The sequence below is a fragment of the Pseudomonas sp. H1_D05 genome (assembly GCF_054682705.1).
In genome coordinates this window covers 5,060,286-5,082,472 of record NZ_CP162825.1, presented here as the reverse complement: position 1 = coordinate 5,082,472, position 22,187 = coordinate 5,060,286, and the positions used below count along the sequence as shown (strand labels likewise).

The window sequence follows — 22,187 nt, the reverse complement described above, 5'->3', positions numbered from 1 at the left end:
CACTTCTGTAGGACTTTTCTACTAAAAATGACGATAAGCGGCAGAAGTCTGAACAGTGGCTGTATGGGGTTCAGATAAACGATTCGCCGACCGGTTTTTCATGTTCCTTTCACAAAAACGGGCATAACCTTAATTCCAACAGATCCCGTGTCGGCGCCGTTCAAACTGCCGCGCGAAGCCACAAAAGTCAACCGAACCCCGACGGTAAGTCTTTTCAGCAACTTATTGATGCAAAGGTAATTTTTGCGTCTACGCTGAGATTGGATCCTACCCGGTGAATTGGTTTTCTTCTGATTGTTTGTGATGAGGTGTTCATGAGTCAGGCGTTTCTCCCCTTCTCTCGCCCGAGTATCGGCGATGAAGAAATTGCAGCCGTTGAACAAGTATTGCGTTCCGGCTGGATCACCACCGGACCGAAAAATCAGGCACTCGAAGAACAATTCGCGCAATACGTTGGCTGTCGCCACGCGGTGGCACTTTCGTCCGCCACCGGCGGCATGCACGTTACCTTGCTGGCGCTGGGCATTGGCCCGGGTGACGAAGTCATCACCCCGTCGCAGACCTGGGTCTCGACCGCCAACATGATTTCCCTGCTCGGCGCCACGCCGGTGTTCGTCGACGTTGATCGCGACACCTTGATGACCGATGCCGCGCGCATCGAAGCCGCCATCACCCCACGCACCAAAGCAATCATTCCGGTGCATTACGCCGGCGCCGCATTTGATCTTGATCCGCTGTATGCGCTGGCCGACAAGCACGGCATCGCGGTCATCGAAGACGCCGCCCACGCTGCCGGCACCCGTTACAAGGGCCGCCACGTCGGCTCGCAAGGCACGGCGATTTTCTCCTTCCACGCGATCAAGAACATGACCTGTGCCGAAGGCGCGATGTTCGTCACCGACAACGAAGCCCTGGCCAGCCGTGTGCGCATGCTCAAGTTCCATGGTTTGGGTGTCGACGCCTACGATCGCCTGACCGGTGGCCGCAAGCCGCAGGCGCAAGTGATGGAGCCGGGTTTCAAATACAACCTCGCCGACATCAATGCGGCGATTGCCCTGGTGCAACTGGAGCGTCTCGACGCGATCAACGCGCGCCGCACTGAACTGGCCGCCGCCTACCGGCAAAAACTCGAAGGCCTGCCGGTGCAACCACTGGCTTTGCCCGCCTACGCACAAACCCACGCCTGGCACCTGTTCATCCTGCGCATCGACAGCGAGCGCTGCGGCATGGACCGCGAAGCCTTCATGAAAGGCTTGCAGGACCAGGGCATCGGTACCGGTATCCATTTCATCGCCACTCACCTGCACACCTGGTATCGCCAGCGTGACCCCGATCTGTATCTGCCCAACACCGAATGGAACTCGGCGCGGCTGTGCTCGATTCCGTTGTTCCCCGACATGAGCGATCAAGACCTTGATCGCGTGGTCGGTGCCATCGCCACTCTTATGGACAAACGCCCGTGAAACCTTATCCGATCCGCTGTGTGTCGATCGTTATCCCGGTCTACAACGAACAGGACAGCCTGCCGGAACTGCTGCGCCGTACTGAAGCCGCCTGCCAGATGCTGCGTCACGACTTTGAAATCGTCCTCGTCGACGACGGCAGCCGTGACGAGTCCGCCAACCTTCTGGAAGAAGCCGCGACCTGTGAAGACAGCCCGTTCGTGGCGGTCATCCTCAACCGTAACTACGGCCAGCACGCAGCAATCATGGCCGGTTTCGAACAATGCAAAGGCGATGTCGTGATCACCCTCGACGCCGACCTGCAGAACCCGCCGGAAGAAATCCCGCGGCTGGTCGCCGAAGCGGAAAAGGGTTACGACGTGGTCGGCACCGTGCGCGGCAACCGCCGAGATTCGGCCCTGCGCCGCTATCCGTCGAAGCTGATCAACCTCGCCGTGCAACGCTCCACCGGCGTCGCCATGAGCGACTACGGCTGCATGCTGCGCGCTTACCGCCGGACGATCATCGACGCAATGCTCGCCTGCCGTGAACGCAGCACCTTCATCCCGATTCTGGCCAACAGCTTCGCCCGCCACACCACCGAAATCGTCGTGGCCCACGCCGAACGTGAGCACGGCGATTCGAAGTACAGCCCGATGCGTCTGATCAACCTGATGTTCGACCTGGTCACCTGCATGACCACCACGCCGTTGCGCCTGCTGAGCATCGTCGGTTTCACCATGGCCGGGCTTGGATTGCTGTTTGCTTTTGCGTTGATCGTCATGCGTCTGGCCTTCGGTTCCGGCTGGGCCGGTGACGGCATGTTCGTGCTGTTCGCCGTGCTCTTCGTGTTCACCGGTGGCCAGTTCATCGGCATGGGCCTGCTCGGCGAATACCTGGGACGCATGTACAGCGACGTGCGCGCCCGCCCGCGTTTCTTCATTGAAAAAGTCTTGCGCAGCCACGCCGCCGAGCCGGCGCCTGCAGTCACCGTTGATGGTCTCTCCACTACTACTTCTACTACCGGTCAGGTTCTCTCATGAGTGCAAAAACTGTTGTCTTCGCTTATCACGATATTGGTTGCGCCGGCATTCAAGCCTTGCTCGACAGCGGCTACGACATCGCGGCGGTGTTCACTCACGCCGATGACCCGAAAGAGAACGCGTTCTACGGATCGGTTGCGCAACTGTGCGCCAACAAAGGCATCCCGGTGCACGCGCCGGAAGACGTCAACCACCCGTTGTGGATCGAGCGGATTGCCAAGCTCGCCCCTGAGTACATTTTCTCGTTCTACTACCGCAACCTGCTGAGCGAGTCGTTGCTGGCCGTGGCCAAAAAAGGTGCGTTCAACCTGCACGGTTCGCTGCTGCCAAGCTACCGTGGCCGCGCCCCAGCCAACTGGGTACTGGTCAACGGCGAAAGCGAAACCGGCGTCACTTTGCACCGCATGGTCAAGCGTGCCGATGCCGGCGCCATCGTTGCTCAGCAACGTGTCGCCATCGAACGCAGCGACACCGCGTTGAGCCTGCACGGCAAATTGCGCGCTGCGGCCAGCGATCTGTTGCGTGACACCCTGCCAGCCATGCTGCAAGGCAAGATCAGCGAAACCCCGCAGGACGAATCGAAAGCCAGCGTATTCGGGCGTCGCACCGCCGCCGACGGCAAACTGCTCTGGGCGAAACCGGCCGAGCAACTGTTCAACCTGGTGCGTGCGGTGACCCAACCGTATCCGGGCGCGTTCTGCGCGGTCGGCGAACACAAACTCATCGTCTGGAGCGCCGAAGTCGTCAAAGGCAACGACGGTCAGGCGCCGGGCCGGGTGATCAGTGTCGACCCGCTGCGCATTGCCTGTGGCGAAGACTCGCTGGTGATCCTCTCCGGCCAGCGCAACGACAACGGCCTGTTCCTCAGTGGCCCACAACTGGCCAACGAACTCGGCCTGGTCGACGGCTCGCTGTTGCGCGGTGCCGAATCCGGCCGTGCGCCACGTCGCACTCGCGTGCTGATCCTTGGCGTCAACGGTTTTATCGGCAATCACTTGTCCGAGCGCCTGCTGCGCGATGACCGCTATGAAGTCTATGGTCTGGACATCGGTTCCGACGCCATCGACCGTCTGCGCAGCCATCCGCACTTCCACTACGTCGAAGGCGACATCAGCATTCACTCCGAGTGGATCGAGTACCACATCAAGAAGTGCGACGTGGTCCTGCCGCTGGTGGCCATCGCCACGCCGATCGAATACACCCGCAACCCGCTGCGTGTGTTCGAACTCGACTTCGAAGAAAACCTGAAACTGGTGCGCTACTGCGTCAAGTACAACAAGCGCGTGATCTTCCCGTCGACCTCGGAAGTCTATGGCATGTGCCAGGACAAACACTTCGATGAAGACACTTCCAACCTGGTGGTCGGCCCGATCAACAAGCAGCGCTGGATTTACTCCGTGTCCAAGCAACTGCTGGACCGGGTGATCTGGGCCTACGGCGCCAAGGGCTTGAATTTCACCCTGTTCCGCCCGTTCAACTGGATGGGCCCGCGCCTTGACCGTCTGGATTCGGCCCGCATCGGCAGCTCCCGCGCCATCACCCAGTTGATCCTCAACCTGGTCGAAGGCACGCCGATTCGCCTGTTCGACGGTGGCGAGCAGAAGCGCTGCTTCACCGACATCGCCGATGGCGTTGAGGCGCTGGCACGGATCATCGATAACGACAACGACGTCTGCAACGGCCAGATCATCAACATCGGCAACCCGGACAACGAAGCCAGCATCCGTCAGTTAGGCGAAGAGCTACTGCGTCAGTTCGAAGCGCACCCGCTGCGTGACAACTTCCCGCCGTTCGCCGGTTTCCGCGACGTGGAAAGCAAGGCGTTCTACGGTGCCGGTTACCAGGATGTTGAGCACCGTAAACCCAGCATTGCCAACGCCAAGCGTCTGCTCGACTGGACGCCGACCGTGGAAATGCGCGAGACCATCGGCAATACGCTCGATTTCTTCTTGCGCGAGGCCATGCTCGAAATCGCGGACAAGAAGTAATGCAGGCAGGACTTCGTATCGACGTCGACACCTACCGCGGCACCCGTGAAGGTGTGCCGCGGCTGCTGGAAATGCTCGACGAGGCGCAGATCAAGGCAACGTTCTTCTTCAGTGTCGGCCCGGACAACATGGGCCGGCATCTGTGGCGCCTGATCCGCCCGCAGTTTCTCTGGAAAATGCTCCGCTCCAATGCTGCCGGCCTGTACGGCTGGGACATTCTGCTCGCCGGCACCGCGTGGCCGGGCAAGCCGATCGGCCGCGATCTCGGGCACCTGATGCGTCAGGCCCGCGACGCCGGTCATGAAGTGGGCCTGCATGCGTGGGATCACCACGGCTGGCAGGCCAATGCCGGGCGCTGGAGCCATGCGCAACTGATCGAGCAGATCCGTCAGGGCGTCGACACTTTGAGCGACATTCTCGGCGAGAAAGTCGAGTGCTCGGCCGCCGCCGGTTGGCGTGCGGACGAACGCGTGATCGAGGCCAAGCAAGCCTTCGGCTTTCGCTACAACAGCGATTGCCGTGGGCAACATCTGTTTCGCCCTTTGCTGGCCGACGGTACGCCGGGCACCCCGCAGATTCCGGTGGACCTGCCGACCTTCGACGAAGTCGTCGGCCCCATCGTCGCGGCGCGGGATTTCAACGGTTTCATCCTTGATCACTTTCGCCCGCAACAACTCAACGTCTACACCATTCACGCCGAAGTAGAAGGGATTCTGATGGCTGAGGATTTTCGTCAATTGTTGGCCGATGCGCGCCAACGCAACATCGACTTCAAACCACTGGGCGACTTGCTGCCCGAGTTCTTCAACACCTTGCCCGTGGGTCGCGTGCAACGCGGCGCCCTCGACGGCCGTGAAGGCTGGCTGGGAGTGCAAGGCGCATGATTAAACGCTGGACGCTGCCACTGCTGTTGCTGGGTATTTGCTTGCTGGCCTATCTGCTGCCGCTAGGCACGCACGGTTTGTGGATTCCTGATGAGACCCGTTACGCACAGATCAGCCAGGACATGCTGCTCAGTGGCAACTGGGTGTCGCCGCACTTCATGAGCCTGCGTTATTTCGAGAAGCCGATTGCCGGTTACTGGATGATCGCGCTGGGTCAGGAGTTGTTCGGGCAGAACCTGTTCGGCGTGCGCTTTGCGTCGGCGCTCAGCACCGGGTTGAGCGTGCTGCTGTGCTATCTGCTCGCCCGGCGCTTGTGGAACGAGCCGCGCAAAAGCTTCGTCTGCGCCCTGCTCTATATGAGTTTCACTATCGTCGCCGGTCAGGCCGGTTACGCCAACCTCGATCCGCAATTCACCTTCTGGGTCAATCTGAGTCTGGTGGCGCTGTGGTTTGCCCTCGACAGTCAAACCGGCGGCAAGCGCATGGCAGCCTGGGCGGTAATGGGGCTGGCCTGTGGCATGGGTTTCATGACCAAAGGCTTTCTCGCCTGGCTGCTGCCGGTGCTGATCGCCCTGCCGTGGATGCTCTGGCAAAAACGCTGGCGTGAACTGCTGATGTTCGGCCCGGTGGCGATTGCCGTGGCGATCCTCGTCAGCCTGCCGTGGGTGCTCGCGGTGCATGCGCAGGAGCCGGACTACTGGCGGTTCTTCTTCTGGCACGAGCATATCCGCCGCTTTGCCGGTGACGATGCGCAACACGATGCGCCCTGGTGGTTCTACCTGCCACTGCTGGTGGCGTTCAGTCTGCCGTGGGTGGGGCTGCTGCCGACCGCGTTCAAACAAGCCTGGCAAAGCCGTGCTCAGCCGAAAGTGGTCTTTGTGCTGCTCTGGCTGGCGATGCCGCTGGGGTTTTTCAGCCTGGCCAACGGCAAACTGCCGACCTACATCCTGCCGTGCCTGCTGCCGATAGCGTTGTTGCTGGGCAATGCGCTCGCCGACCGTTTGCGCCTGGAGCAAGGACGTGCGCTGAGCATCAATGGCCTGCTCAATCTGGCGCTGGGCATCGTGTTGCTGATCGCGCTGGTTTATCTGCAACTGACCAAACCGGTTTACGACCACGAACTGCACAGCATGGTGCTGGTGTTTATCGCGCTGATCGGCTGGATCATCGCCAACCTGCTGCAAGCCTTTCTGCCGCTGCAATGCTGGGCAGCACCGGCACTCGGCAGCCTGTTGCTGATTGCGGTGTTGCCGGCGGCGCTGCCGAAATCGGTGGTCGCCAACAAGATGCCGGATCAGTTCATCAAGCATCACGTCACGGAACTGGCGCAGACCACCCATTTGCTGAGCAACGATCTGGGGGCTGCTTCGGCGCTGGCCTGGCGCCTGAAAACGCCGCAAGTGGCGTTGTACAACACGATAGGCGAACTGAAATATGGCCTTGCCTATCCTGACGGCGTTCAACAGCGGGTTGACACCAAAGACGTGCAACGGTGGATGCGCGAGGCGCGCCGCAGCGGTTCGGTCGGCGTGGTGATGCGCGTCAAGGGGCAGGACGAACTGGACGAAATCGACAAGTTGCCCAAGGACGGCCTCCGTTACGAACAGGGCAACCTGGTGATCATGATCCTGCCCAAGGAGGCGTCATGAGCCTGTTGCTGCTGTTGGCCGCGTGCCTGCTGACCTGCCTCGGCCAGGTGGCGCAGAAGTACGCCGTGGAGAGCTGGCGCGGCGTCGAGTCGGGCTGGGCCGAAAAGCTGCGTACGCCGTGGTTGTGGTTGGCCCTGCTCGCCCTCGGCTCAGGTCTGTTGGTCTGGTTGCTGGTGTTGCAGCGTCTGGAAGTCGGCATCGCCTACCCGATGCTCAGCCTCAACTTCGTGCTGATCACCCTGATTGCGCGCTTCGTCTTCCGTGAACCCATCGACCGCCAGCATTGGTTTGGCGTGGCATTGGTGATCGGCGGCGTGGTTTTGCTGGGGCAACAGTCATGAATCAACGTCGCGGCATCACCTTCGCGCTGGGCAGCGTGTTCCTCGTCAGCGCTGCGCAACTGGGCATGCGCTGGAGCATGACCCGCCTGCCCGTGCCGGAACAATGGCTGCACATCGACAGCTTCGATTGGCGGGCGCTGGCCGTGGTCATTGCGGCGGTTTTTGCCTACGCCCTGTCGATGCTTTGCTGGCTCGCCGCCCTGCGCGATCTGCCGCTGGGCCGGGCTTACTCGCTGCTGAGCATCAGCTATGCGCTGGTGTATCTGCTGGCGGCCAGTCTGCCGCTGTTCAACGAATCCTTCAGTTTCACTAAATCACTGGGCGTGGCGCTGGTCATGCTCGGGGTCATCACCATCAACACTCGTCCGGCTCGTGCGCCCGAATTCAGGAGTGCTCCATGAAAATCACAGTATTTGGCAGCGGTTACGTCGGTCTGGTGCAAGCGGCTGTGTTGGCCGAGGTCGGCCATGATGTCGTGTGCATGGACGTCGACCAGAAGAAGGTCGACCTGTTGCGCCAGGGTCATGTCAGCATTTTTGAGCCTGGGCTGGCCAGCCTCGTTCGTGAGGGTCTGGATTCGAAACGCCTGCAATTCACCACTGATGAGCAACTTGCCGTGCAGCACGGTCGAGTCGCGTTTATCGCCGTCGGTACGCCGTCGCGTGAGGATGGCTCGGCAGACCTGCGCTACGTGCTATCGGTCGGCGATGCGATTGCCCGCCATCGTGAGCAGCCGTTGATCATCGTCGAGAAATCCACGGTGCCCGTGGGCACTGGCGACACCCTGCGCGCGCACATCGAAAAAGCGCTGGTCAAGGTCGGCCGCCTGCTGCAGTTCGATATCGTCTCCAACCCGGAATTCCTCAAGGAAGGCTCGGCCGTTGCTGACTGCCGCCGCCCGGACCGCATCGTCATCGGCTGCGAAGGCGATGAAGTGCGCGACGTAATGCGCGATCTGTACTCGCCATTCAACCGCAACCACGACCGCATCATGTTCATGGACCTGCGCAGCGCCGAGCTGACCAAGTACGCCGCCAACTGCATGCTGGCGACCAAGATCAGTTTCATCAACCAGATCGCCGAACTCGCCGAACACCTGGGCGCCGACATCGAATCAGTACGCCAGGGCATCGGCGCCGACACGCGCATCGGTTACCACTTCATCTATCCGGGCTGCGGTTATGGCGGCTCGTGCTTCCCCAAAGACATGCGCGCGTTGATCCACAGCGCCGAAGAAGCGCACTGCTCCAGCGATTTGCTGCAAGCGGTCGAGGCGATCAACCAGCGGCAGAAACACAAGTTGTTCGAGCGCATCAACGCGTTCTACAAGGGTGACCTGCGCGGCAAGACTTTCGCCCTGTGGGGCCTGGCGTTCAAACCCAACACCGATGACATGCGCGATGCGCCAAGCCGTGTCCTGCTCGAAGAACTGTGGGCCGCCGGTGCCAGCGTGCGCGCCTTCGACCCGGAAGCCATGCAGGAAACCCAGAACCTTTATCCGGACGAGTCGAAGCTGATGCTAATGGGCACGCCAGAATCGGTACTGCCCGGCGCCGACGCATTGATCATCTGCACCGAATGGCAGCAGTTCAAGGCGCCGGATTTCGATCTGATCAAACAGCGCCTCAACAGTCCGGTGATCTTCGACGGCCGTAACCTCTACGACGCCGAGCGTCTGGCACGTAACGGTTTCCATTACTTCCCGATGGGCCGTGGCGAATCGCGTAAGTTGCCGATCCCGCTGCAACAATGGCCACACGCGTCCGACGTCGCTTGATCAGCTTATCGCCTGAGATTCGCCGGCAGTCCCTGATCGCAGGGCTGCTGGCGTTTTTAGTGTTCATCGCCGGGGTCTACGGGCAGGCCCCGATCGGTTTCGATTCGCGGTTCGTCTTGTTCGCGCAAGAGATGCTGCGGCATGGGCCGACGGTGTTTCCGACCACCTATGGTCAGCCGTATGCGGACTATTCAGCGGTTTCGACGCTGTTCATCTGGCTGCTGTCGCTGCCGTTCGGCACTGTGAACGCGTTTACGGCGTGGGCGCCAAGTGCCGTCGCCGGTGCGCTGATCGTGACGCTGATGTATCGACTGCTGGCGCCGTACTCGCGGCGTTGGGCGTTGATCAGTATTGCGTTGCTGATGCTCACCAGCGGTTTCGTCACTGAAGTGCGCGCGGTGTCGCAGGACTTGATGCTCGCGGCGGTGGCCTTCGCGGTGTTCTATCTGGGTTATGCCCATGAGCATTTTGCCGGCAGGCATCACTGGCCGTTGATCTTCGCGTTGCTGCTGCTCGGCTTCGGCATTCGCGGGCCGATTGGGCTGGTGGTGCCGACCGGCATGCTGTGCAGCTATTACCTGCTCAACCGTGAGTGGTCGCGACTGCTGGTGTTCGGCGTACTGGCTTCGCTGCTGCTCGCAGCCTGTGTCGGCCTGCTGTTGTGGCTGGCGAAACTCAGCGGTGGCCCGGTCTTCTTGCAGGACGTGATCCGCATGCAGTTCATGGGGCGCATGGACGGCAGCGAAGGCGTCAGCGGTTCGCTGTATTACTTCACCAGTTCGTTCGGCAACTACGCGCTGGCCTATCCGCTGGCATTGCTGGTACTGGTGGCGGCCTGGCTGAGCAAGCCGCAGCAACGTGGCCCGGCGCTGCGTCTGGTGCAGTACTGCGCGGCGGCGGGACTGATTGTGATGGTCGGCCTGTCGATTCCTCAAGCGAAGAAAGCGCGGTATCTGCTGCCGATGCTGCCGATGGCGGCGATCATTGCGGCGTATCCGTTTCAGGTTGCGCATGGGCGAGTGTTCCGCTATTTGCGCGGCTTGATCATGTGCTTGTGGCTGGTCACGCCGGGCTTGCTTCTGGTGGTTTTGCTGGTCGCTCAACGGCGCTTTCCCGAGCAATTGAGTGACGTGTCTTGGGTGTTGATCGCGCTGGGCCTGCTGCAACTCTTGGCGTTGTCGCGATTGTTGCTCCCACGTTGGCGTGTCGAGGTATTGGCGTTGTCCGCGGTGTTGGCGTTGTGGACGGTGTACGCGGCAGTGTTCGAGCCGGTGGAGCGGCGTTTGTACGACACCCAGGCATTCAGTCACGCGGTGTTTGCCCAGGTTCAACAAAACCCGGCGCCGCTGGTGCTGCACGGCATGGGCAAGGATGCGAAAGCGATCAAGTTCATGGTCAATATCGAGCAGGATCTGCAACCGCAGTTCAGCGACTCGATCCAGCAACTGGAGGCGCTCAAAGGTCCGGCGTGGCTGATGATGGATCGCAGTGATCTGCCATCTCTCAAGGGCACGCCGCTGGAAAGCGCGCAGCCGGTGTTGAACGGGCGTTTTGATAAAAACGACTATGTATTGCTGTGGCTGAAACCGTAACCTGTCGACCTCTTGATCGGCAGGATTCGCCTCAACATGACCTTCGACGTACGCCGCGCCAGCCCTGCTGACGCGGTTGCCCTCCCCGCGATCGAGCGTTCGGCCGCGCAATTGTTTCGTCTTGAACCGCCGTTGGCGTGGCTGGCTAATGCCGAGGTGCCCGATGCTGGCCAACATCTGCAGGCCATCGAACAGGCGTACGTGTGGGTTGCTGAAAATAGCGATGGGCAACTGACTGGATTTGTTCGTGCTGTAGACATTGATCAGCACATGCACATTGAGGAGCTATCCGTCAGTCAGGCTTTTCAAGGACAAGGCATGGGTCGCGCACTGGTTGCGGCAGTCATTGAACAAGCGCGCGTGATGCAGTTGAACTCAGTGACGCTGACCACCTTCCGCGATCTGCCGTGGAATGCACCGTTTTATCAACGGATGGGATTTGTCGAGTTGACGCCTGCACACACCGACCGCCATTTGCGCGATGCGCTGCAAGCCGAAGTTCTATTCGGCTTTCCCGCAAAGCGCCGCTGCGCGATGCGCCTGCCCCTGATTTGAAAGCAATGAAGGTCCTTGTGGGAGCGAGCCTGCTCGCGAAGGCGGAGTGTCAGTCAACATTGATGTATCTGACCCGACGCATTTGCGAGCAGGCTCGCTCCCACAGGGATGGTGTTATGGCAGCTTGACCTGTGGTGACTGGCCGGTAAGGATGGCGTACGCCCGCCAGGCATTTGAAATAAGGACATTGACCCTTCGTGGCTACCTACTCGCGCCTCATCCGCCGGTTGATGATCAGTTCGCTGACCGTCGTCATCAGCCGCGCGCTGATCAGCCCGCTACTGACGCTGTTCCTCAGCAACAAGCTCGACCTCAACCCGCAAGACGTCGGCCTGCTGCTGGGGATCGCGGTGTTCAGCGCCACGTTGTTGTCGCTCTATGGCGGCTACATCATCGATCGGCTGGACAAGCGCCAGTTGCTGATCCTGACCATGCTTTCCAGCGGTATCGGTCTGATCCTGCTGTCCTTCGCGCAGAATCTGTACCTGGTCACCCTGGTGCTGATCATCAGCGAAACCGCGTCGGCGCTGTTCCTGATCTGCTCCAAAGCCATCCTCAGTGAAAACCTGCCAGTGGGCCAGCGAGTCAAGGCGTTTTCCCTGAACTACACGCTGACCAACATCGGTTACGCCGTCGGCCCGATGATCGGCGTGGTGATTGCCGGCGTTCAGCCGTCAGCGCCGTTTATCGTCGCGGGCGCGATTGCCATCGGGAGCATCTTTCTCCTGCTCGGTGCCACGCGTGAAGTGAATCCGGTCTCGGCAATCGCTGCGCCACCCAGCTTTCTGAAAACCCTGATCATCCTGAAGAACGACCGCACGATGATCCTGTTTACCTTGGGCTGCCTGCTCAGCACGCTGGTGCACGGGCGTTTCACCCTGTACCTGTCGCAATACCTGCTGGTCACCCGCACCCAGCAACAGACGCTGGATACCATGGCCGCCCTCCTTGCCTGCAACGCGATCACAGTGATTGTGTTGCAGTACCAGATCGGCCGATTACTCACCCGCGAGCATCTGCGCCACTGGATTGCCGGCGGCACCGCGTTGTTCATCGTCGGGCTGATCGGCTTCAGTCTGGCTGACAGCCTGGTCGGCTGGTGCGTGGCGATGTTCATCTTCACCTTGGGCGAGATGATCATTTACCCGGCCGACTTTCTGTTTGTCGACACCCTCGCCCCGGAAGAATTGCGCGGTAGCTATTACGGCGCGCAGAACCTGGCCGCGCTTGGCGGTGCGTTCAGTCCGGTCATGTGCGGGTTTCTGCTGATGCACACATCGGCACCGAGCATGTTCTATGCCTTGAGCGCACTGGCGGCTGTGGGCGGCTATTTGTGTTTCGTCAGTGGCCGTCGCGCCGCTTCAATTCAAAATTAATGCACTAAATCTGCATTAATATGAATTTGTCAGCATCGAGTTTGCCCGGCACACTGTGCGCGTTCCTCCCCCAATGTTGGAACACTTCGAGGGCTTTCCGGATATGCCGGACAAGTCCTTTTTTTGCCTCGAATTTGCTGCAAGGATCGGATTCACATGCTCGCTCGCTGGTTGCCCGCCGCCATCAACACCCGTCCCACCGAATGGAGCCGCGCCGCCATCGGCATGGCGTTGGGCACGTTGTTCAGTGTGTGGTTGTGCGCGCAGGTGTTCAGCCACGAGGTCGCCTATCACCTGATCGGCCCGCTGGGCGCATCGGCGGTGTTGCTGTTCGCCGTGTCCTCCGGCGCCCTCGCCCAGCCGTGGTCGATTGTCGGTGGCTATTTATGTGCTGGCGTGGTCGCGTTGCTGGTGGCGCATGTGCTTGGCCGAACCCTTGGCAGCGCCTGTCTGGCGGCGGGTGTGGCGCTGATCCTGATGTGCTGGCTGCGTTGCCTGCATCCGCCCGCTGGCGCGTTGGCCCTGACGCTGGTGCTGGCGGATCCGGCGACCATCGCCATGGACTGGAAAGCCATGGAACCGGTGATGCTCGGCGCGGTGTGCATGCTGCTCAGCGCGCTTGCCTACAACAACCTGACACGGATCCGTTACCCGAAACGCCCGGCAGAACCGGCGCCGGTGCATGGGCCGGTCGACAGTCAGGCGATCACCGCCGAAGACCTGAAACTTGCCTTGGCCGAGATGGAAGCGTTTATCGACGTCACCCCCGAAGACCTCGAACAACTGATCCACGCCAGCGAACTGCACGCCAAACGGCGCAGCATTACCGAAACATTCCGCTGACCCCGGGTAGGCGCTGCCGCAGGCTGCTCCTACACACGAACGCGGCGATTCGGGTGATGTAAAAACGCAAACTCCCCCTGCGAATATCCCGGTTGTACAGGGCAAATTTGCACTGTTACGATCGGTTAACGCTCGCGCGCGAGCTTCTCGAATAAAGACAATAAAAGCAGGGAGTTACTGATGACAGCTCAGGCTTCATCCCAGCGGACCCCGTCCATGGATGCCACGCAAAACGAAGTGCTGGCCGAGGTTCGCAATCATATCGGTCACCTGACCCTCAACCGCCCCGCCGGTCTCAATGCCATTACCCTCGACATGGTGCGCTTGCTGCAACGGCAGCTCGACGCCTGGGCGACTGACGCCGATGTTCACGCCGTGGTCCTGCGCGGTGCCGGTGAAAAAGCCTTCTGTGCCGGTGGCGACATTCGGTCCCTGTACGACAGTTTCAAAAGCGGCGACACGCTGCACGAAGATTTCTTCGTCGAGGAATACGCCCTCGACCTGACGATTCATCACTACCGCAAACCGGTATTGGCGCTGATGGACGGTTTCGTTCTCGGCGGCGGCATGGGCCTGGTGCAAGGCGCCGATCTGCGTGTGGTCACCGAGAAGAGCCGTCTGGCCATGCCAGAAGTGGCCATCGGTTATTTCCCCGATGTCGGTGGCAGTTATTTCCTGCCGCGCATTCCCGGTGAGCTGGGCATCTATCTGGGGGTCAGCGGCGTGCAGATCCGTGCCGCCGACGCGCTGTATTGCGGCTTGGCCGACTGGTATCTGGACAGCAGCAAAGTGGCGCTGCTCGACGAAAGACTCGATCAGATGGAATGGCAGGACACACCGCTCAAGGCCCTGCAAAACCTGCTGGCCAAACACGCAGTGCAAACCTTGCCCGATGCGCCACTTGAGGCTTTGCGCCCGGCCATCGACCATTTCTTCGCCCTGCCGGACGTACCGAGCATGGTCGAGCAGTTACGCGCAGTGACGGTTGCCAACAGCCACGAATGGGCGACCACAACGGCTGACCTGCTGGAAACCCGCTCGCCGTTGGCCATGGCGGTGACCCTGGAGATGCTGCGTCGCGGCCGCCACTTGAGCCTGGAACAGTGCTTCGCGCTGGAGCTGCATCTGGATCGCCAGTGGTTCGCCCGCGGCGACCTGATCGAAGGCGTCCGCGCCCTGCTGATCGATAAAGACAAGACACCTCGCTGGAACCCGCCGACCCTCGCTGCGCTGGACGCAGAGCATGTCGCGAGTTTCTTCCACGGGTTTGCTGAGAGCGGGAGCTGAGCCATGCACGATCTCGAACTGACTGAAGAACAAGTGATGATCCGCGACATGGCCCGTGACTTTGCCCGTGGCGAAATCGCGCCCCATGCGCAGGCGTGGGAAAAGGCTGGCTGGATCGATGACGCGCTCGTCGCGAAGATGGGTGAACTCGGTTTGCTCGGCATGGTGGTACTCGAGGAATGGGGTGGCACCTACGTCGATTACGTCGCCTATGCCTTGGCCGTGGAAGAGATCTCTGCCGGTGACGGCGCAACCGGCGCCTTCATGAGTATCCATAACTCGGTGGGCTGCGGTCCGGTGCTCAATTACGGCAGCGAAGCACAGAAGCAAACGTGGCTGGCGGATCTGGCCAGCGGGCAAACCATCGGCTGCTTCTGCCTGACCGAACCGCAGGCCGGTTCCGAGGCGCACAACCTGCGTACCCGCGCCGAACTACGCGACGGCCAGTGGGTGATCAACGGCGCCAAGCAATTTGTCAGTAACGGCAAACGGGCGAAACTGGCGATCGTCTTTGCCGTGACCGATCCAGATCTGGGCAAGAAAGGTATTTCGGCGTTTCTGGTGCCGACCGATACAGCGGGGTTTATCGTTGATCGCACCGAGCACAAAATGGGCATTCGCGCCTCCGACACCTGCGCAGTGACGTTGAACAACTGCAGCATTCCCGAGGCCAATCTGCTCGGTGAACGCGGTAAAGGTCTGGCGATCGCCCTGTCCAACCTTGAAGGAGGACGCATCGGCATCGCTGCGCAAGCATTGGGCATCGCCCGTGCCGCGTTTGAAGCGGCGCTGGTGTATTCGCGCGATCGCATCCAGTTCGGCAAACCGATCAACGAGCACCAGAGCATCGCCAATCTGTTGGCCGACATGCACATGCAAATCAACGCGGCACGCCTGATGATCCTGCATGCGGCGCGACTGCGCACGGCGGGCAAACCGTGTTTGTCTGAGGCGTCACAGGCCAAACTGTTTGCGTCGGAAATGGCCGAGAAGGTCTGTTCGTCAGCGATTCAGATTCATGGCGGGTATGGGTATCTGGAGGATTATCCGGTCGAGAAGTATTACCGCGATGCGCGGATTACCCAGATCTATGAAGGGTCGAGCGAGATTCAGCGGATGGTGATTGCGCGGGAGCTGAAGAACTATCAGTTGTAACGGTGTTGGCCCCTTTCCCTCACCCCAGCCCTCCCGAAACGTCGGACCGCCCAGAGGGAGAGGGAGCCGACCGAGCTGTCTGGCGCTATGCATCGACCTGAAAGACCGAGTCGATTATCGATTCAATAAAGCACTTCCAGGTCGGCGTAAATCTGAAATATCCCCCAATCAGTCCCCTCTCCCTCCGGGAGAGGGTTAGGGTGAGGGGCGCGAGCAGGCTCGCTCCCACAGAGATCTCCAGCGAACACAGATTTTGTGAACGCCGATAACCTCATGTGGGAGCGAGCCTGCTCGCGAAGGCGTCAGCTCAGGCACCGCATTTATTTGCCTTTGAACTCAGCCTCACGCTTGGCAATAAACGCCGCCATCCCTTCCTTCTGATCCTGCGTCGCGAACGCGGCATGGAACACCCGGCGCTCAAAGCGCACGCCCTCAGTCAGATTGACCTCAAAGGCTCGGTTGACGCTTTCCTTGACCATCATCGCAATCGGCAACGACTTGCTGGCAATCACCGCAGCAACCTTCAACGCTTCATCCAACAACTCATCGCTCGGCACAATCCGCGCAACGATGCCGCAACGCTCGGCCTCCACCGCATCGATCATGCGCCCGCTCAGGCACATTTCCATGGCTTTCGCCTTGCCGACGGCGCGGGTCAGACGCTGGGTGCCGCCCATGCCCGGCAGTACGCCGAGGTTGATTTCCGGCTGACCGAATCTGGCGTTGTCACCGGCCAGAATGAAGTCGCACATCAACGCCAGTTCACAACCACCGCCAAGGGCAAAGCCGTTGACGGCGGCAATGATCGGCTTACGCCGGTTGGCCACGCGATCGCTGTCGCTGAACAGATCGTCCATGTAAATCTGCGGGTAAGTCAGCTCGGCCATTTCCTTGATGTCGGCACCGGCGGCAAAGGCCTTTTTCGAACCGGTGAGAACGATGCAGCCAATGTTCGAATCGGCTTCCAGTGCATCAAGGGCCTGGTTCACTTCGCTGACCAGTTGCGCATTCAGGGCATTCAACGCCTGCGGACGGTTGAGGGTGATGAGGCCAACGCGGCCATGGGTTTCCAGCAGAATGGTTTCGTACGTCATGAATCAAAATTCCTTCTTAAAGATTGCGCGAAATGACCATGCGCTGAATATCGCTGGTGCCTTCGTAGATCTGGCAGACACGCACGTCGCGGTAGATGCGCTCCAGCGGGAAGTCGTTGAGGTAACCGTAACCGCCAAGTGTTTGCAACGCCATTGAGCAGACCTTTTCGGCCATCTCCGAGGCGAACAGTTTGGCCATCGACGCCTCGACCAGTGCCGGTTGCCCACTGTCACGCAGGGCCGCCGCGTAATGCACCATTTGCCGGGCGACGGCAATCTGCGTGGCCATGTCAGCGAGGCGGAAAGCTACGGCCTGATGCTCGATGATCGGCTTGCCGAAGGTGTCGCGTTCACGGGCGTAATCACGCGCCGCTTCAAACGCCGCGCGGGCCATGCCCACCGCTTGCGAAGCGATGCCGACGCGACCGCCTTCAAGGTTGGCCAGAGCAATCTTGTAGCCCTCGCCCTCTTCACCCAGTGCGGTTGGCCACCGGCACTTTGACGTCTTCAAAGAGGATCTGGCAGGTATCGGAGGCGTGTTGGCCGAGCTTGTCTTCGACGCGAGCGACTTTATAGCCCGGTGAATCGGTCGGCACGATAAACGCGCTGATACCGCGTTTGCCGGCACTCTGATCGGTCACCGCAAACATAATCACGATCCCGGCGTTTTGCCCGGAGGTGATGAACTGCTTGCAACCGTTCAGCACGTAGTGATCGCCTTCCAGGCGTGCACGGGTTTTCAGGCTGCTGGCGTCGGAACCGGCCTGTGGTTCGGTCAATGCAAAGGCACCGAGCATGGCGCCGCTGGCCAACGGTTTGAGGAAGCGTTCACGCTGATCGTCATTGCCGAACTTGAGGATCGGCACGCAGCCGACCGAGTTGTGCACGCTCATGATCGTCGAACAGGCGCCGTCGCCGGCGGCGATTTCTTCCAGAGCCATGGCGTAAGCCAGGTAACCGGTGTCGCAACCGCCCCACTGCTCCGGCACGAGCATGCCGAAGAAGCCCAGTTCGGCCATTTCAGCGATGGCTTCCTTGGGGAAACGGTGCTCGCGATCCCACTCGGCGGCGAACGGCTTCAAGCGTTCCTCGGCAAATTGCCGGGCCATATCACGAATCTGGGTTTGGTCTTCGTTGGGAATCATGGTGAATCCTTAAATCCTGGTTACCACACAGAACCCCTGTGGGAGCGAGCTTGCTCGCGAATGCGGTGTGTCATTCAACTCCAATGCTGGCTGACAGGACGCCTTCGCGAGCAAGCTCGCTCCCACATGGGCTATTTTAGCGATCAATACACGCATTCCACAGCCATGGCCGTGGCTTCGCCGCCGCCGATGCAGATCGCTGCGATGCCGCGTTTCTGCTTTCTCTGGCGTAGCGCCGAGAGCAACGTCACCAGAATCCGCGCACCCGAAGCACCGATCGGATGACCCAGCGCACAGGCGCCACCATGCACATTCAACTTGTCATGGGGGATTTCCAGGTGCGTCATCGCCGCCATGCCAACCACGGCAAACGCTTCGTTGACCTCGAACAGATCGACATCACCCAGCGACCAACCGGTTTTCTTGATCAGCTTCTTGATCGCGCCAATCGGCGCCACCGGGAACAGCCCCGGGGTATCGGCGAACGCAGCGTGGCCATGGATCACCGCCAGCGGTTTCAGCCCGAGTTTCTGTGCCTGCGACTGACGCATCAGCACCAGAGCCGCCGCGCCGTCAGAGATCGAACTGGAGTTCGCCGCCGTCACCGTGCCGCCTTCGCGGAACGCCGGTTTCAGGGAGGCAATCTTGTCCAGTTTGGCTTTCGGTGGCTGCTCGTCGTGGCTGATCAGCACCTGCTCTTTGCCGACGGTCACGGTCAGCGGAACGATTTCATCCTTGAAGCTGCCATCCTTGATCGCCTGCTGCGCGCGGGTGGTCGAGGCGATGGCAAACGCGTCCTGCGCTTCACGGCTGAAGTGGTTGGTCTCGGCGCAGTCTTCGGCGAAGGTGCCCATCAAGCGGCCCTTGTCGTAGGCGTCTTCGAGACCGTCGAGGAACATCGAGTCGAGCACGCGGCCATGACCCATGCGATAACCGGCGCGGGCACGATCCAGCAGATACGGCGAGTTGGACATGCTTTCCATGCCACCGGCGATCACCACATCAGCACTGCCAGCCACCAGCATGTCGTGAGCGAGAATGGTGGTTTCCATGCCCGAGCCGCACATCTTGTTGACCGTGGTGCAGCGGGTCGATTTATCCAGCCCGGCGCCCAATGCAGCCTGACGCGCAGGCGCCTGGCCGAGGCCCGCAGGCAGCACGCAACCGAATAGCACTTCATCGACCGCGTCGCTGGCAACACCGGCACGTTCAACCGCAGCCTTGATCGCAGCAGCACCGAGTTGCGGCGCGGTGAGGCTTTTCAGTTCGCCCTGAAAGCCGCCCATTGGCGTGCGCACGGCGCTGACGATGACAATCGGATCGTTGGAAATAGTCATGACAAATCCTCCTTACTTGGCGGCCATGCGCAAGGCACCGTCGAGACGGATCACCTCGCCGTTGAGCATGCTGTTTTCGATGATGTGCCGAACCAGCGCGGCGTACTCGGCAGGCTTGCCCAGACGCGGCGGGAACGGTACGCCGGCGGCCAGCGAATCGCGGACTTCCGGCGTCATGCCGGCCATCATCGGCGTTTCGAAAATGCCCGGGGCGATGGTCATCACGCGGATGCCAAAGCGTGCCAGCTCACGGGCGGCCGGCAGGGTCAGGCTGGCGATCGCGCCTTTCGAAGCGGAATACGCCGCTTGGCCGATCTGGCCGTCGAACGCTGCGACCGAGGCGGTGTTGATGATCACGCCGCGTTCGCCGTCGGCATTGGCCTCGGCTTCGGCGATGGCCGCAGCGGCCAGGCGCAACATATTGAAGCTGCCGATCAGGTTGACGTTGATCACTTGGGCGAAACTGCTCAGTGCATGCGGACCGTTCTTGCCGAGGATCTTCTCGCCACGGACGATACCGGCGCAGTTGACCAGACCGTTGAGGCTGCCAAAGGCTTTGACGGTAGCCTGCACGGCAGCTTCAGCGGCGGCTTCGTTGCTGATATCGGCAACGACGCTTTGCGCGCCCAAACGCTGCGCCTGTGCGGCGACAGCTTCGGCATTCATGTCCACCAGCATCACTTTGGCGCCGGTACTGATCAGCAATTCAGCGGTGGCGGCACCCAGGCCGGACGCGCCGCCGGTGACGATAAAAACCTTGTTTTCGATCTGCATGACTGGACTTCCTGATTCAAGCTGAAACGTTATGCGCCGCAGCCTCTTGAGCCTTGGCGATTTCCTGGTTGCGCAAGATAAAGCGCTGCAATTTGCCACTTGGGGTCTTGGGCAATTCGCTGACAAATTCGATTTCACGCGGGTATGAGTGTGCGGCCAGACGTTTGCGTACGTGTTGGCGCAATTCTTCGGCCAGCTCCGGCGCGGCGCGGTATTGCGCACTCAGCACGACGAAGGCTTTGACCAGTTCGGTGCGCTCCGGGTCCGGCTTGCCGACGACGGCCGCTTCGACCACCGCCGGGTGCTCAATCAGCGCACTTTCGACATCGAACGGGCCTACGCGGTAGCCCGATGTGGTGATTACGTCATCGCTGCGGCCGACAAAACTGATGCTGCCGTCCGGGTTCCATTCCACGGTGTCGCCGCTGAGGTAGTAATCGCCGACGAAAGCCTTGGTCGGCGCGCCTTCGTAACCGCCGAACCAGCACATCGGCGATTGCGGTCGGTCGATGGCGAGAATGCCCGGCTGGCCGACACCAAGTTCGTTGTACTGATCGTCGAGCACCACGATGCGATGACCCGGTGAGGCGAAACCGGCGGCACCAACGTGCACCGCGTGATCAAGGCCGTGGTGGTTGCACAGGACCATGCCCAGTTCGGTCTGGCCGTAATGGTCGTGGATGACCACGCCGAGGTTGTCGGCGAACCAGCGGATGACTTCCGGGTTCAGCGGCTCACCGGCGCTGCTGACGATGCGCAACTTGCCCTTGATCGACTTGGCGAATTCGTCGCCACCGGCGATCAGCAAGCGATAAGCGGTGGGCGAACCGGTGAGGTTGGTGATGCCGTACTTGTTGATCACCCGGCAAGTGCTTTCGAGGGTGAACGGCCCATCGTAGAAAGTGATCGGATGGCCCATCGACAATGGCCCGGTGACGCCGAAATAGATGCCGTAGGCCCAACCCGGATCGGCGACGTTCCAGAAGGCGTCTTCGGGACGCAGGTCTACCGCATCGCGGGTGTAACTCTGGAACGCGACGATGGCTTTGAGCGGTACCGACAGCGCTTTCGAAGGGCCGGTGGTGCCGGAGGTGAACATCAGCAGGAACGGGTCTTCGCCGGTCAACAGGACCGGTTCGCAGACATTGGAATAATTGGCCAACTCGGCCCAGAAGCTGAAGTCGCCACGGACGATGCCCTCGGCCTTTGGCGCCGCCAACGGTCACGAGGGTCGGGCAGTCAGCGACTTCGGCGAGTTTCGGCCGGTTGACCGCATCGGTGACCACGACTTTGGCGCCGGAGCTGTTCAGGCGATGTTCGAGGGCTTTGGGGCCGAAGGCGGTAAACAGCGGTTGATACACCGCGCCGATGCGCCAGGTGGCGAGCACGGTGATGAGTAATTCGATGTTGCGCGGCAGCAGGCCGGCGACCTTGTCGCCCTTCTGCACGCCTTGGGCGAGGAGGAAGTTGGCGAAACGCGAGGCTTTGTCCTGCAGGTCGCTGAAGGTGTACGTCGCACTGGCGCCGTCGCGGCCTTCCCAGAACAGCGCAATGCGCCCGGGCAAGGCATGACGGTCGCAACATTCGACGCAGGCGTTGAGTGCCGCAAGCGTACCGCTGAGCGCGGCATCCACGGTGTGCTGATAGTTGAACTGTGCGGTGGCAGACAAGTAATCGCGCATTGCCAGAATCCCTCTGTTTTTTATTAGGCTGGGAACCGTAAACAACAGGGGGATAGTCGCGCTGTGCGGGGGCTGGGGCAATGGTCAAAGCCATCAATGTGGCTGACTGGTTTGGCCAAGACCGCTACCACACTGATCGTTCCCACGCTCTGCGTGGGAATGCAGCCTCGGACGCTCTGCGTCCGCTCCAGAGCTGGAACGCGGCGCGTCCCTTGAGGCATTC

General features: G+C 60.7%; 17 protein-coding genes and 2 pseudogenes. 14 read left to right on the top strand and 5 right to left on the bottom strand.

The window, feature by feature from the left end; genetic code table 11:
• The first annotated feature begins 314 nt into the window (after positions 1–314).
• From arnB to AB4O11_RS22895, 14 genes are all read left to right on the top strand, one after another.
• On the top strand, positions 315–1,463 hold the full coding sequence (gene arnB, locus AB4O11_RS22960) for a UDP-4-amino-4-deoxy-L-arabinose aminotransferase (protein ID WP_093432694.1): 1,149 nt from the start codon (positions 315–317) through the stop codon (positions 1,461–1,463).
• A complete protein-coding gene (arnC, locus tag AB4O11_RS22955; RefSeq protein ID WP_460128702.1) occupies positions 1,460–2,485 on the top strand; it encodes an undecaprenyl-phosphate 4-deoxy-4-formamido-L-arabinose transferase in 1,026 nt (341 codons plus the stop codon). The genes arnB and arnC overlap by 4 nt, the downstream gene beginning before the upstream one ends.
• Positions 2,482–4,473: a bifunctional UDP-4-amino-4-deoxy-L-arabinose formyltransferase/UDP-glucuronic acid oxidase ArnA gene (gene arnA / locus AB4O11_RS22950; RefSeq protein WP_460128700.1), complete on the top strand. Its 1,992-nt coding sequence runs from the start codon at positions 2,482–2,484 to the stop codon at positions 4,471–4,473. The genes arnC and arnA overlap by 4 nt, the downstream gene beginning before the upstream one ends.
• Positions 4,473–5,357: a 4-deoxy-4-formamido-L-arabinose-phosphoundecaprenol deformylase gene (gene arnD, locus AB4O11_RS22945; RefSeq protein WP_460128697.1), complete on the top strand. Its 885-nt coding sequence runs from the start codon at positions 4,473–4,475 to the stop codon at positions 5,355–5,357. Before arnA ends, arnD begins: the two co-directional genes overlap by 1 nt.
• On the top strand, positions 5,354–7,006 hold the full coding sequence (gene arnT, locus AB4O11_RS22940) for a lipid IV(A) 4-amino-4-deoxy-L-arabinosyltransferase (protein ID WP_460128696.1): 1,653 nt from the start codon (positions 5,354–5,356) through the stop codon (positions 7,004–7,006). The genes arnD and arnT overlap by 4 nt, the downstream gene beginning before the upstream one ends.
• Complete coding sequence (gene arnE / locus AB4O11_RS22935) at positions 7,003–7,347, top strand: 4-amino-4-deoxy-L-arabinose-phosphoundecaprenol flippase subunit ArnE (protein WP_016986766.1); 345 nt, start codon at positions 7,003–7,005, stop codon at positions 7,345–7,347. Before arnT ends, arnE begins: the two co-directional genes overlap by 4 nt.
• Complete coding sequence (gene arnF / locus AB4O11_RS22930) at positions 7,344–7,748, top strand: 4-amino-4-deoxy-L-arabinose-phosphoundecaprenol flippase subunit ArnF (RefSeq protein ID WP_460128693.1); 405 nt, start codon at positions 7,344–7,346, stop codon at positions 7,746–7,748. The genes arnE and arnF overlap by 4 nt, the downstream gene beginning before the upstream one ends.
• Positions 7,745–9,124: a UDP-glucose dehydrogenase family protein gene (locus AB4O11_RS22925; RefSeq protein WP_460128691.1), complete on the top strand. Its 1,380-nt coding sequence runs from the start codon at positions 7,745–7,747 to the stop codon at positions 9,122–9,124. Before arnF ends, AB4O11_RS22925 begins: the two co-directional genes overlap by 4 nt.
• Entirely contained in the window at positions 9,097–10,716 is a 1,620-nt protein-coding gene (locus AB4O11_RS22920) for an ArnT family glycosyltransferase (protein WP_460128688.1), read from the top strand. The genes AB4O11_RS22925 and AB4O11_RS22920 overlap by 28 nt, the downstream gene beginning before the upstream one ends.
• Positions 10,717–10,752: 36 nt before the next feature.
• Positions 10,753–11,271, top strand: a complete 519-nt coding sequence (locus tag AB4O11_RS22915; RefSeq protein ID WP_460128685.1) for a GNAT family N-acetyltransferase — start codon at positions 10,753–10,755, stop codon at positions 11,269–11,271.
• Positions 11,272–11,468: 197 nt separating this feature from the next.
• Entirely contained in the window at positions 11,469–12,647 is a 1,179-nt protein-coding gene (locus AB4O11_RS22910; RefSeq protein WP_460128683.1) for an MFS transporter, read from the top strand.
• Between the two features lie 156 nt (positions 12,648–12,803).
• Entirely contained in the window at positions 12,804–13,490 is a 687-nt protein-coding gene (locus AB4O11_RS22905) for an HPP family protein (RefSeq protein WP_460128681.1), read from the top strand.
• A 180-nt stretch (positions 13,491–13,670) separates the two neighbouring features.
• Positions 13,671–14,777 (top strand): enoyl-CoA hydratase/isomerase family protein, encoded by a 1,107-nt coding sequence (locus tag AB4O11_RS22900; RefSeq protein ID WP_460128679.1) that lies wholly within the window; start codon positions 13,671–13,673, stop codon positions 14,775–14,777.
• 3 nt (positions 14,778–14,780) lie between these two features.
• Positions 14,781–15,932, top strand: a complete 1,152-nt coding sequence (locus AB4O11_RS22895; protein WP_460128677.1) for an acyl-CoA dehydrogenase family protein — start codon at positions 14,781–14,783, stop codon at positions 15,930–15,932.
• Positions 15,933–16,252: 320 nt separating this feature from the next.
• Here the strand turns inward: AB4O11_RS22895 and AB4O11_RS22890 are convergent, their stop codons facing one another.
• The 5 genes and pseudogenes from AB4O11_RS22890 to AB4O11_RS22870 all read right to left on the bottom strand — a co-directional run bounded on the left by AB4O11_RS22890 (position 16,253) and on the right by AB4O11_RS22870 (position 21,964).
• Complete coding sequence (locus tag AB4O11_RS22890) at positions 16,253–17,026, bottom strand: enoyl-CoA hydratase (protein ID WP_460090846.1); 774 nt, start codon at positions 17,024–17,026, stop codon at positions 16,253–16,255.
• Between the two features lie 16 nt (positions 17,027–17,042).
• Positions 17,043–18,171, bottom strand: a pseudogene (locus AB4O11_RS22885) (acyl-CoA dehydrogenase).
• A 143-nt stretch (positions 18,172–18,314) separates the two neighbouring features.
• Complete coding sequence (locus tag AB4O11_RS22880; protein ID WP_460128675.1) at positions 18,315–19,508, bottom strand: acetyl-CoA C-acyltransferase; 1,194 nt, start codon at positions 19,506–19,508, stop codon at positions 18,315–18,317.
• Positions 19,509–19,520: 12 nt separating this feature from the next.
• Complete coding sequence (locus AB4O11_RS22875; RefSeq protein WP_460090842.1) at positions 19,521–20,282, bottom strand: SDR family NAD(P)-dependent oxidoreductase; 762 nt, start codon at positions 20,280–20,282, stop codon at positions 19,521–19,523.
• Positions 20,283–20,298: 16 nt separating this feature from the next.
• A pseudogene (locus AB4O11_RS22870) lies at positions 20,299–21,964 on the bottom strand (AMP-binding protein).
• Positions 21,965–22,187 lie beyond the last annotated feature (223 nt).